Here is an 11,047-nt window from a genome sequence, read left to right on the forward strand (position 1 = left end):
GTATCTTCATCTCTTCGCCAAACCTGACAAAGCGCCTTCTTTCCCTTAGTATCCAGAATTTACTCGCAAGTCCGTGTGTTATGCTTTTCCTGTATCTCCTCTCCTCAGCAAGAAGAAGTAATAATACTATCAGAAGCACGGTCAGGGTTAAAGCACAGATCAGATACATGGTCACACCTCTATAAGCTCATAATCAGAAAGACCCAGTTTTATTTTTTCAGCGTGTCTTATCTGGACTTCGAGGTCGATCTCCGGGTATATTTCGCTAAAGGTCTTTTTACCTATAAGGTCCATCGCGGCCTTATCTATTGCGACAGGGTCTATAGAGCCCAGGATCCCTATGTCAGGCACGATAGGCTTCTCGCCCTTTGACATGCAGTCGCAGTTTTTTGTAACACTGTATAAAAGATTCAGGCACGCCAATCTTGACCCTAAGGCCTTTTTTACCCCTAATGCATATTCTACCATTTTTTCCTGCAGGTTTACAACATTTTCGTCATATTTAATCTCTATGCCCCCGGACCTGCATATTACTGCGCACTCGCCGCAGCCAATGCACCTTTCCTTTACGAGCATGGCCTTTTTCTTTTTGATCCCTATAGCATTTGCCGGGCATATCTTCATGCACTCGCCGCAGCCAATGCACTTGGCCGCTGCCACTTCAGGCAGTGTCTTGGAGTGCTGTATTAGTTTCCCGACCCGCGCTGCGCAGCCCATGCCCAGGTTTTTAAGGGCGGCTGCCATGCCTGTCTGGCAATGTCCTGTCACGTGAGAAAGGCACAGAAGAAAATCTGTTTCACAGACAGTCTTTGCGAGTTTAACGTTTTCAAAATGTTCCGCCCTTATGGCTATGCTCTGGCTGTTTCTGCCGTGGAGACCGTCACCTATTATTATAGGTATTCCAAGCTGGCCTATCCCATACCCGTGAGCATGCGCAACATGCAGGTGGCCGACAGCATTGGATCTCTTTTCCCTGTAAAGCGTATTGGTCTCTATTACAAAAAGGTTCTCGGTTTTCTGTCTTAGCGATGCTGTAATGCCCTTGAGCCAGTCTGATTTTATATAACCGCATGTCCCTTCTTCTCCGAACGTCAGCTTGATGCCTAAAAAGTCATCCTTTTTGATAAGCCTGTCGCCGTCCATTATTTGCCAGACCGATAAAAGGGCCTCGCTTATGGCTGCAGAGGATGTCCAGTCATCGATCCTTTTAAGGTATACCTTACTTTTCGTCACTGAATGATTCTGCAAAGGATATCCTCTTTGATATCGGCGGATGGCTGTAAAGGATTATCTCATAGAACTTGCCGGGAGTCATGTCTGCCAGGTTCTGACCTGCGAGTTTTTTCATGGTAGATATAAAAGCGTTTTTATTGCCTGTAATCTCAAGGGCAAACTGGTCTGCGTCTTTTTCCAGCTTTCTTGAGAACATGTTATGCAGAGGCAGCGTTACTATATTCAACGCTGCTACGATCGCGTAAATAAGGACAATCGACTCAAAATCACGCAGCAAGAGGTCCTGCCAGAAAATACTGTGCAATTTCAAAAAAAAGATATTGGTTATAAAGAAGGAGATGAATATAGAAATGCCGCCAAACAGGACAAGTTTGAGGCTGTGTTGTCTTTTATGATGACCCAACTCATGGGCCATCACGGCTTCGATTTCAGGCCCTGCGAAGTTCCGAAGTAATGTGTCGCACAACACTATCCTCTTCTGTTTTCCCAGGCCTATGACAGCGGCGTTAGCCTTTTTTGTATCTCTGCTTACGTCTATCTCATATACACCCTCTGCTTTGAATCCGGACTTTGTAGCAAGGTCTACCAGCCTGTCTCTCAGGGCAGAGTTTTTTATGGGCGAGTATTTATAAAAAAGCGGCACGATCAATAAAGGCGCGAACTTGACCAGCAGGACTGAGATAAAAAACCACAGCATAGCCGCGAGGAACCACCACTGGAGCGGCCAGTATTTTATAAACGCATAGAGCGAAATAACGATCGGTATACTGATAAAAAAGGATATGGCCATTTTTTTTATCTCTCTTTTAAGCCAGTCCGCGGGTGTTTGATTCGAGAGGTCGTACCTGTGTTCTAATATAAATCCCGAGTAATATTCCAGCGGCAGATTGACCGCGTAGTACGCGGCCCCTGTGAGGGCTGAAAAAATCACAAGACTGATATAGGTGTTGGCCGATATGGTCGTGGCTATATCTTTAAAATATAAAAGCAGTCCTGACGCGAGGAAAATAAATAAAACAACAGGCGGCAGCACAAGGCCCGCGATTGCCAGGCGATGCCTTTGCCTTGAATATGACTTTGCCTTATCCAGCACGCTAACCCCTTTCATCCATATAGGAGTGTCTTATGTTATTCAGTATAGCCGCGTATTCAGGTGTCCTGTAATCAGGGTATGTCCATTCAAAAGGCCTGAACCCGCCTTTTTGCCACGCGAGGGTCACCTCTGCGTAGATCCCTTTTTTCAGGTATATCCTGTGAAAATAGTCTTTTGTCGTGGCAAGCACCAGCTTTGAGTCAGATATATAGCCTGGATCGATGTTAATGGCGCGTTTTACCACGCCCTTTTTGCTATTTGAGAATTTCCTTTCAAGAGAGTTGGTTATTATCTTGACATCCGCGATATACCCCGGAGATATGAGTTTTTTGAAAGATATAAATCTTCTTTTAATATGACATCCCATCTCTTTTTTGTAGTAGTCTGTATAATCAAACGATATGTCCCGGCTTCTGTGATCTATGCTTCCGAATTCCTTAATAAAAAACTCCTCGATTTTATTGAGGAGTTTTTTATTTTTTGCCAGCAATCCGATTATTAATTTTACCTGTTTAGGCCTGCTCGGTTTTCCCATGCGTTAGTTTTTTATTATTTGTAATTCTGGCTGATCCGTGCTTCCCGATAAAACATAGGCCTCAATGACTTGCCTGTCTTTCTTGGGTATCTCGGTAAAAAATATGGCGACGTTATAATGCGCCTTGTCAGTATCTTTCAATATCACGGGTTCTGTCCTTACAACCACTCCCATAGCCCTTATTTTTTTTGTCTGCCTGCCATTGCCTTTTACAGGGACCAGCATTATTACCTCTATCTTTGACATCACAGGCAAGAGCCTCGTGATCCTGCAGTATATACCTGACGGACTGATGTCCACTGTCTCAGTGATGACATCAAAAGACTTGTCCGCTATCTTCAGGGGGAGTTGTTTTCTTGCCCGCAGGTGTTTGCGGCGTTCCTTTATCATGATATTCAGGCTTCCTTTTTCTTGGAGGCAGCTTCAACCGCCAACTTCCAGCACCTCTTACCACAGTAATAGCCGCCATTCCTGTAATACCAGGTCTTTCTCTGTAGTCGCTTATTGCATTTCATGCAATTGTCGGGTTTCTCAACGGGTCCTTTTTTGGTCGCTTCTTTTGTCTCATCAGCCATTTTTGATCCTCCGTATCGGACATTTGCTGCACAGTGGTTTTCCAAGCCTGCATATATTTTTGCCCAGCTCGACTATCAGCGCGTGAAACTCATTAAATAGTTTTTCTTTCACCGGCAGGTTTTTCATGAACACGCGCTGGGTTTCCTCATATGTAGCGCCGTCATTTATAAAACCGTGCCTCGAAAAAACCCTTTTTGTATAGGCGTCGACCACAAACACGGGCTTATGGCCGGCGTACAGCAGTATGCTGTCAGCTGTCTCAGGGCCTATGCCGTTTATTTTTAATAATTCCTCCCTGAGCCTCTCCGCGTCTACCTTGAACATCCTGCCAATGCTGCCGCTGTAAGACGCGTTCAGGAAATTCAAAAAGTTTTTTATCCTGCGGGCCTTTACGTTAAAATATCCTGCGGGCCTTATGAGCCCTGCGAGACTTTTTTCAGACATACCTGAAAGCCGGCGCGCATTCAGGGCCCTTTCTTTCTTCAGGTTAAGGATGGCCTTTTCAACATTGGACCAGGCTGTGTTCTGCGTCAATATGGCGCCCACTATTATTTCCAGCCTTGTCTTGCCCGGCCACCAATGCCTTGGCCCGAATCTTTCAAATAACAGATCGTATATTCTTAATAACTGACGAGCCCTTTTTACTTTTTTCAATATTTTGAACGTTCTTTTATTTTTAAAACAATATCTGTGATTTCGTTATAATATCTTGAATCCCTGTTCACGGGACGTTTTACATACTTTCTTTTTTGAAAATGCTCTTTAAATGACGTGGCTGTCAATACACACGAACGGCCTTTATCTTTTACCTCGAGCGAAACAACCAGGTTATGACCTATCGCAGCCCTTGCGTCAGCCCACAATTCTTTTAGTATGGATAATTCTATTGGTTTAGTGGCGAGTATCAAGCCGTCTGCCCTGCTAGACGAAACTACGGAAAACCCATTTTCTCTCAGGACCATGCCGGCATAGGAAAAGACAGAGCTTTTAACATTTTGTATATCCAGGCTTATGGTATCCCCCTCGATGAACCCTTCGGGCGAGACGCGCGATATCTCGGTTATTTCTTTTTGAGAAAATGTCTTGACGGCTGGAGTCGCCGGTCCGGAACTTTCCATGCCCAGAAGATTTGTCCACTTAGATCTGGGCCTTTTTGATAAATCGCGTTCTTCTTCTGAATCGTCCTCGGTATTTTTGACGATCAATACTTCGTCGCTTTCCTGTATCTCCATGCCGCTTTCCAGCTCCAGTATCTCCGCGGCAGAGACATTAGGCCTGACCTCGATAATATACGCCTCGGCTATCTTTTCGCCTTCTCTGTGTACTATCAGGCCGTCCCCGATTTCCACGCCTTCTTCTTCACCCGACCCAATCACAAAGAAATCCTGATCAGGATTCGCAATAAGAACGCTGGAATTTATCTCTATCTCTTCGGAGAAACTAGATACCTGGCATGCAAACAGTAATAATAAAAAAACGTATAAAATTTTTCTCATCTTAGTTGTATTTTAATACAAATCTAAAAAGAAAACAAGAAGAATTTTTATAAAAGGAAGGAAAAGTTTAGCGGATAGTATATCTGCAGCCTTTGTCAAACGCGTCTTTGAAATCAAACCTGTCGACAAAGTCTTTTTTTGTGTCTTTTTCTGTCTTGCCCAGCACTCCTACGTCAATCATGGTAAATACTATCTCTCCGAAGTCATCAGTTTTTTTAACGCCCCAGTGCTCCAGGACAAGCCTAGCCATGGGCCCAAATTCTTCAAGGGCATATTCCTTGATCCCTTCCAGAAGCTCTCCCCCCGATATATGACCTTTTCTCCCCAGTTTTTTTGTTGTAACCCCAAGCGCGGCCATTACAAAGGAATATGCCTCAGGGTCGTATCTTTTGTCTTTATCGAATACGCTCAGCAAGGCTACTACCTTATTCATGTTGTACGATTGTTTTCTTTGAGACATAGTGTTAAAAAGTATACATGCTGATTCCTGTTTTGTCAAGGGGCGGGAGTTATCGGGTAAAAGGCCTTGGAATTTTACGCGAAATCTATGCTTATCTGTGTATTAGTGAGTAAGGTGGGCTAACTTAAAGGTAATAGCGGGCCTAAAAATCGCGCGCCTACTGAAAAGCGTTCCGAGTGGGGGTATTTTGAAACCCATACTACCTCTCCTGCTGCTTTTATGAAGTCGCGGCTTTCAGGGTGCTGAGTTTCAAAAATAAGCTGAGTTGATATCGGGAAAAATTCGTTTGAGACAAAGCCGATCCCTGTCTCGCTTATGTCTCTGCCAAGGGTGCTTGAAAACGCCTGGCCGCCTTTTTGCTGATAGCGCACAGGTGTTGGAAAAGCAGATCTTTTAGCTATCCTTCGTTCACCGCTCATGTTATTATTTTAATACAAAATCTACGTTTTGTCAAAAGATTAATTATTACCAAGGATCTTTTCTACCACATCATTTATGCGCATAGCGTCTTTTCTTGTCATGTTAGTAAACTCTAAGCCGGTATCGTATAGTTTATTAGTATCTGTTTTCTTGGTCACTACCCACACAATGGCGCCGTCACATTTTATCGGAGGCTGGTTGTCCAGAAGGTCAAGCTGTATCTCTACCGGAGCAAATATCCCCATGTCCTTTGGCAGCATAACACATATACCGCCCATCCCTATGTTCTCGGTCGTGGCAGATACGGTATCATCATGGTCCTTTCTCTTTACTGAGATGATACAAGGATAATTTGCTCTTGGAAATTTTCTTCTGTTTATCCCACTCCACATAGTGCCCCTCCTTATTAATTAAATGAGCACATAACTTACGCGACTGCAAGGAGCGTAAGTTACAAGTGCGAATTTATCCTGAGTCCGCCTGAGGCGGACGAAGGATCTCAATGAGATTGCTTCGCCGCACTTCGTGCACCTCGCAATGACAGCCTTTTTGTTATAAGTATTATAAGCTACATCTTAATTTAATTCAAGAATATTTTTCCTTTGATAGTTAGCTGTAAAGGTGCTATAATTTTCATGATATGTATCTTGAATTTTATGGACTAAAAGAAAAGCCGTTCAGTGTCACGTCCGATCCCAACTTTCTGTATCTCAGCAGGAAGCACAGAGAGGCTATCTCTCACATGCAGTACGGTATTGAGGAGCGCATGGGCTTTATGGAAATAACCGGCGAGATCGGCACGGGCAAGACCACCATATCCAAGGCGCTTCTAAACACCCTCGACGAACACACTAAGACCGCCTTTATACTTAATTCCAATCTCTCTGAGATACAGCTCCTTGAGGCCATTGTCACGGATTTCGGGATCAAGCTTAAAAATAAGAACAAGATAACGATGCTCAACGAGCTTAACAGGTTTTTGCTTGAGCAGCTCAGGTGCAATAACAATACCGTGCTTATCATCGACGAGGCGCAGAACCTGAAGTCCTCTCTCCTGGAACAGATAAGGCTCCTCTCTAACCTGGAGACGGAAAAGGAAAAACTGCTCCAGATAATCCTTGTGGGGCAGCCCGAGCTCAAGGAAAAGCTAGCGTCGAGAGAACTGGCCCAGCTGCGGCAGAGGATAGCAATAAGGTATCATATCCTGCCGCTTGACAGAGATGAGGTAGAGGCGTATATCTATCACAGGTTGAACGTTGCCGGGTCTAATGGGAAGAAATTTTTTACAGAAGGCGCTGTTAATGAGGTGTATAGATTTTCCAATGGCATCCCGAGACTGGTAAATATCGTATGCGACAAAGCCCTCCTGGCAGGCTTTGCCTCCAATAAAAAAAATATAGACAAAGTCATGATAAAAAAATGCGGTAAAGAGATCGAGGGCGTATTCGAATGAGCATAATCAACGACGCGATTAAAAAGGCCAGGAAAGAATTCGAAATAAAAAATAAGGGCGCGGCCACTACGTGCGTATTAAACGAAGAAACCTGTCTTCCCGAAAAATCTCAAGAGGCAAATTCTGAAATAAAATGGACCGTTACGGTCACGGTTTCCCTGGTAGTGATAATCTCTCTTCTCGGTTCACTGGCCCTTTACAGACATATATCAAGGGCTGGCACAGGTTATGATCCCGCGATACGCGATCTAAAATCAAAGGTATCTCCCTCTGGTTTTAATCTCCCTGCCCACAAGCAAGCCTTCCATGGCGCCACTATTCAAAATGCCATTGAGCTAAACGGAATAGTCCACGGCCCTGAAGGCAAATGGGCTATTATAAATGACAAAATAGTCAGGGAAGGTGACTCTTTCCTTGATGGCAAAGTCACTGTTATCGCAAAAGACTTTGTGAGAATCGAAAAAGATGATGGCGAGGAGATAGTTTTAAATTTAAAATGAATCGCCCGCCGCTTCTATGGCGGATATAGCTTCTTTTGCCGCTGCCTGTTCCGCGGTCTTCTTGTTCGGTCCCGAGCCTATACCAAACCTCTTACCTGTCATTACAGCTTCCACGATAAAATGTTTTTTATGGTCAGGTCCTATTTCAGATATGATCCTGTAAGACGGGATGGTCTTAAACCTTCTCAGGGCAATCTGCTGGAGCACGGATTTATAATCCCTTGTACCCTTGCCTTCCTTTACGAGCAGGAGTTCAGGGTCGTAAATCCTTTTTATAAACCTGGCTGCTGACTTCAGGTCTCCGTCTAAATATATAGCGCCTATCAATGCCTCTAGGGCGCACAAGAGGTTCGAAGCGTGTTTTTTTCCGCCAGAGGCCTCTTCCCCTTTTCCAAGCAGCAGGTATTCTCCGAAGCGCAACTCTTTTGCTATCCTGCCGAGAGTCGTCCCGCTCACCAGTTGAGATTTATATTTGGTCAGGACCCCCTCGTCTTTATCCGGGTAATCATTATACAGCACATTGCTTATTACGATACCGAGCACAGAGTCTCCAAGGAACTCCAGTCTTTCATTGTCTCCGCTGCAGGATTGAGATCTTTCGTTAGCATAGGATTTATGCGTCAGGGCCTGATTTAGAAGGGATTTATTTCTGAAGCGGTAGCTTATTGCCTTTTCAATGGATTTGAGTTTTTTTAAACGGTCCTTATTTCTTTTTAAGTCCATAGAAGACTTTTTATGGATTCCCTTATTAAAGACTCAGGGATATCTTCTTTTATTACGGTCTTTCCTATTCTAACAGGCAGCACAAACCTGTTTTTGCCGCATATGAATTTCTTGTCATGACCCTGGGCAAGCATGATGTCTTTCACGCTTACGCCTTTTAAGACAGTAGGAAGCCCGGAGTCTTTTATAAGGGCCTTTATCTTTAAATAGTCTGCCTTTGCCAGCAGGCTTAATTTCATTGAGATAAACGAGGCCGCAAGCATACCCAGGGCTATTGCCTGACCATGATCATATGCCTTGCCATATCCAGCAGCTGTCTCTATGGCATGTCCCACTGTATGGCCGAAGTTCAATATTATACGCGTATCTTTATTGTCCAGCTCGTCTTTTTCCACGACACGAGCCTTGATAGAACCGCATTTATAAACTACGCGTTCAAGTGTCCCGGGGCAACGCCTTAATATTTTTTTCAGGTCGCTCCTGATAAAAGAAAATAGCGCCGGAGATTTTATGATCCCATATTTTATTACTTCCGCAAGACCTGATACCAGAGCTTTCTCGGGGAGTTTTTTAAGAAAAGAGATGTCGCTATAAACAAGGCGCGGTTGATAGAATGAACCCGCGAGATTCTTGCCTATGTTCAGGTCTATGGCCACTTTCCCTCCAATAGAAGAGTCTACCTGCGCGAGGAGCGTAGTCGGGACTTGCACATACGGAACGCCTCTTTTGTATATGCTGGCGACAAAGCCAGCGAGGTCGCCTATCACTCCTCCCCCAAGCGCCACTATAAATACCCTGCGGCCCAATCCATCGGATCTCGATATATTATTCAAAAGCCTTATGCAGTGTTTTTCTGATTTTGCCTTTTCGCTGTCAGGCACCGTCTCGAAACGTACATTAAACCCGGCGGATAAAAGAGATCTTTTTACTCTGGCCCCAAAGAATTTTTTTATACTGGGGTTTGTGATGATCACGGCATCCGAGCCTATCTCCAGCTGTTTTATTGCCTTGCCCAGCAGGCCTATCCTATCCCGGCATATCCTTATTTCATAACTCCGATTGCCAAGTTTGACTCGCGTTTTTTTCATATACTGACTCCCAGGAATCGCGCCATGAGCATTACCAAAGGCCATATAAAACTTCCTATCAGGCCAAGGTAGAGCAGGCCAAAGAGTATAATAAGGCCATAGGGCTCTATCTTCGCGTATTGCATACTGATTTCTCTAGGCAAAAGCCCCATCAGGACCCTGGAACCATCCAGGGGCGGGATTGGCAGGATATTAAATACAGCCAGCACCAGGTTTATTATTATAGCTGAACTCATAACAGCCATAAGTAATGGACTGGCCATGGTGCCCAAGATCTTCAACATAAAAGACAGGATGATAGCAAATAAGATATTGGCGCCTGGCCCAGCCAATCCTACCCATATCATATCCTTTTTAGGATTATAGAGATTGTTAAAATCCACAGGGACAGGCTTTGCCCATCCGAACAATACAGGGGAGTTAGTTACCAGTAATATTAAAGGAAGTAATACTGTGCCTATGGGGTCAATGTGAGCAATAGGGTTTAAGGTAAGGCGGCCTGCCATCTTTGCCGTGGAGTCCCCGAGTTTCCATGCTACCCAGCCATGTGAATACTCATGTATTATTACGGCCAGAAAAAAAAGAAACAAGCTTATCGCCAGGTTCATTGTTTGCCCTGCGTAGAAAATGTCAGATTCCCGTTGGGGTTCTTTTTCTTGAGCATGAGTTTTACACCATTATCTTTCTTCGCGCCCGGTTTTACAACCTCATCTACTGGTTCAGGCTTGGGAGAAATACCTTCAATTGAAAACCTCAACTGGCTTGAATGTATCCACCCACTTGTGCCTTCAGGCGGGAATATCTTATACCAGCCGGCTTCTTCAGCTACTATGTGTATTTTTTCAGGCTTTGAGATCTGGCCGAGTATGGCGTATTTTGTGTCAGCTCCAGCCCTAAGGTTCACGCGCTCAGCAATTACCCCTGCCTCTCCTTTTTCAGAAACGTCCCCGACAAAGTCCTTTCTTATGTACACGCAGGCCTTTCTTGGCAGGATGACCTTGTACCAGCTATAGCGCTTTCCTGTGATCTTTACGGGATCGCCTTTTTCCAGATTGCACAGGCTTGTAAAGTTTACATTGTCGCCGGCCCTGACATTTGCTCCGTCATTTTTCACAAAACCTATTTTTGAGATCTCCTTCTCTTCATATCCTTCCTGCGAAAAACAGGCGCCAGGCAAAAGAAAAGACATTGCGATTAAAATTGAGAATGCCTTAATAAAACACATTTTTAGCTCCTTATTTCTTAATATATCTCTCTCCTTTATTTTTTTCTCTCCCCTTTCTTCTCAGCCTTCGGGGCCGCTTCTTTCTGCGGCACAGCAGGCGCTCCTTCTGCTCCGGCAGCTACAGCGCCTTCTTCAGGTTTCTCAGCCGCTTTTTCTTTCTTTACCTTTGTCCTTACTATCTTCAGTTTAGGCAAGCCGAATACCGAAGACTCGTCCTGAAGCATGCCTTTGTCCTTCAAGGTAAA

Annotated in this window: 16 protein-coding genes; 2 read left to right on the plus strand and 14 right to left on the minus strand. The window is 44.5% G+C overall.

The window, feature by feature from the left end:
• Positions 1-171 precede the first annotated feature (171 nt).
• From FP827_07510 to FP827_07555, 10 genes are all read right to left on the minus strand, one after another.
• Positions 172-1,233, minus strand: a complete 1,062-nt coding sequence (locus tag FP827_07510; GenBank protein MBA3052913.1) for a DUF362 domain-containing protein — start codon at positions 1,231-1,233, stop codon at positions 172-174.
• The gene (locus FP827_07515) at positions 1,220-2,341 is read right to left on the minus strand and encodes a M48 family metallopeptidase (GenBank protein ID MBA3052914.1); all 1,122 of its coding nucleotides are present in this window, start codon (positions 2,339-2,341) and stop codon (positions 1,220-1,222) included. The genes FP827_07510 and FP827_07515 overlap by 14 nt, the downstream gene beginning before the upstream one ends.
• Positions 2,328-2,861: a DUF4416 family protein gene (locus tag FP827_07520; protein ID MBA3052915.1), complete on the minus strand. Its 534-nt coding sequence runs from the start codon at positions 2,859-2,861 to the stop codon at positions 2,328-2,330. The genes FP827_07515 and FP827_07520 overlap by 14 nt, the downstream gene beginning before the upstream one ends.
• Positions 2,862-2,864: 3 nt before the next feature.
• Entirely contained in the window at positions 2,865-3,251 is a 387-nt protein-coding gene (locus tag FP827_07525) for a PilZ domain-containing protein (GenBank protein MBA3052916.1), read from the minus strand.
• Between the two features lie 5 nt (positions 3,252-3,256).
• Positions 3,257-3,436, minus strand: coding sequence for a hypothetical protein (locus FP827_07530; protein ID MBA3052917.1), 180 nt, complete (start codon positions 3,434-3,436; stop codon positions 3,257-3,259).
• Positions 3,429-4,055: an endonuclease III domain-containing protein gene (locus FP827_07535; protein MBA3052918.1), complete on the minus strand. Its 627-nt coding sequence runs from the start codon at positions 4,053-4,055 to the stop codon at positions 3,429-3,431. The genes FP827_07530 and FP827_07535 overlap by 8 nt, the downstream gene beginning before the upstream one ends.
• 32 nt (positions 4,056-4,087) lie before the next feature.
• Positions 4,088-4,933, minus strand: a complete 846-nt coding sequence (locus FP827_07540) for a hypothetical protein (protein ID MBA3052919.1) — start codon at positions 4,931-4,933, stop codon at positions 4,088-4,090.
• Between the two features lie 67 nt (positions 4,934-5,000).
• Positions 5,001-5,393 (minus strand): hypothetical protein, encoded by a 393-nt coding sequence (locus tag FP827_07545; GenBank protein MBA3052920.1) that lies wholly within the window; start codon positions 5,391-5,393, stop codon positions 5,001-5,003.
• Between the two features lie 119 nt (positions 5,394-5,512).
• Entirely contained in the window at positions 5,513-5,812 is a 300-nt protein-coding gene (locus FP827_07550) for a PilZ domain-containing protein (GenBank protein ID MBA3052921.1), read from the minus strand.
• 39 nt (positions 5,813-5,851) lie between these two features.
• The gene (locus tag FP827_07555) at positions 5,852-6,205 is read right to left on the minus strand and encodes a PilZ domain-containing protein (GenBank protein ID MBA3052922.1); all 354 of its coding nucleotides are present in this window, start codon (positions 6,203-6,205) and stop codon (positions 5,852-5,854) included.
• Positions 6,206-6,453: 248 nt separating this feature from the next.
• Between FP827_07555 and FP827_07560 the strand changes: the two genes are divergently transcribed.
• A complete protein-coding gene (locus FP827_07560; GenBank protein MBA3052923.1) occupies positions 6,454-7,266 on the plus strand; it encodes an AAA family ATPase in 813 nt (270 codons plus the stop codon).
• Positions 7,263-7,766, plus strand: coding sequence for a hypothetical protein (locus FP827_07565; protein ID MBA3052924.1), 504 nt, complete (start codon positions 7,263-7,265; stop codon positions 7,764-7,766). Before FP827_07560 ends, FP827_07565 begins: the two co-directional genes overlap by 4 nt.
• Here the strand turns inward: FP827_07565 and rnc are convergent.
• Genes rnc through FP827_07585 form a run of 4 tightly spaced genes read right to left on the minus strand, consistent with a single transcriptional unit; the run spans position 7,758 to position 10,802 of the window.
• On the minus strand, positions 7,758-8,489 hold the full coding sequence (rnc, locus tag FP827_07570) for a ribonuclease III (GenBank protein MBA3052925.1): 732 nt from the start codon (positions 8,487-8,489) through the stop codon (positions 7,758-7,760). The two genes, FP827_07565 and rnc, sit on opposite strands and share 9 nt — an antisense overlap.
• Positions 8,480-9,622, minus strand: coding sequence for a 3-dehydroquinate synthase (gene aroB, locus FP827_07575; GenBank protein MBA3052926.1), 1,143 nt, complete (start codon positions 9,620-9,622; stop codon positions 8,480-8,482). Before aroB ends, rnc begins: the two co-directional genes overlap by 10 nt.
• A complete protein-coding gene (locus FP827_07580) occupies positions 9,574-10,185 on the minus strand; it encodes a site-2 protease family protein (protein MBA3052927.1) in 612 nt (203 codons plus the stop codon). Before FP827_07580 ends, aroB begins: the two co-directional genes overlap by 49 nt.
• Complete coding sequence (locus FP827_07585; protein ID MBA3052928.1) at positions 10,182-10,802, minus strand: SH3 domain-containing protein; 621 nt, start codon at positions 10,800-10,802, stop codon at positions 10,182-10,184. Before FP827_07585 ends, FP827_07580 begins: the two co-directional genes overlap by 4 nt.
• Positions 10,803-11,047: the final 245 nt, after the last annotated feature.

The sequence above is a fragment of the Candidatus Omnitrophota bacterium genome (assembly GCA_013791745.1).
Classification (GTDB): Bacteria; CG03; CG03; order CG03; family CG03; genus CG03.

Coding starts and splice junctions, on each gene's coding strand:
- aroB (MBA3052926.1), bottom strand. CDS start 9,622: ATGGCCTTTGGTAATGCTCATGGCGCGATTCCTGGGAGTCAGTATATG.
- FP827_07540 (MBA3052919.1), bottom strand. CDS start 4,933: ATGAGAAAAATTTTATACGTTTTTTTATTATTACTGTTTGCATGCCAG.
- FP827_07520 (MBA3052915.1), bottom strand. CDS start 2,861: ATGGGAAAACCGAGCAGGCCTAAACAGGTAAAATTAATAATCGGATTG.
- rnc (MBA3052925.1), bottom strand. CDS start 8,489: ATGGACTTAAAAAGAAATAAGGACCGTTTAAAAAAACTCAAATCCATT.
- FP827_07580 (MBA3052927.1), bottom strand. CDS start 10,185: ATGAACCTGGCGATAAGCTTGTTTCTTTTTTTTCTGGCCGTAATAATA.
- FP827_07515 (MBA3052914.1), bottom strand. CDS start 2,341: ATGAAAGGGGTTAGCGTGCTGGATAAGGCAAAGTCATATTCAAGGCAA.
- FP827_07560 (MBA3052923.1), top strand. CDS start 6,454: ATGTATCTTGAATTTTATGGACTAAAAGAAAAGCCGTTCAGTGTCACG.
- FP827_07565 (MBA3052924.1), top strand. CDS start 7,263: ATGAGCATAATCAACGACGCGATTAAAAAGGCCAGGAAAGAATTCGAA.
- FP827_07545 (MBA3052920.1), bottom strand. CDS start 5,393: ATGTCTCAAAGAAAACAATCGTACAACATGAATAAGGTAGTAGCCTTG.
- FP827_07555 (MBA3052922.1), bottom strand. CDS start 6,205: ATGTGGAGTGGGATAAACAGAAGAAAATTTCCAAGAGCAAATTATCCT.
- FP827_07585 (MBA3052928.1), bottom strand. CDS start 10,802: ATGTGTTTTATTAAGGCATTCTCAATTTTAATCGCAATGTCTTTTCTT.
- FP827_07530 (MBA3052917.1), bottom strand. CDS start 3,436: ATGGCTGATGAGACAAAAGAAGCGACCAAAAAAGGACCCGTTGAGAAA.
- FP827_07550 (MBA3052921.1), bottom strand. CDS start 5,812: ATGAGCGGTGAACGAAGGATAGCTAAAAGATCTGCTTTTCCAACACCT.
- FP827_07525 (MBA3052916.1), bottom strand. CDS start 3,251: ATGATAAAGGAACGCCGCAAACACCTGCGGGCAAGAAAACAACTCCCC.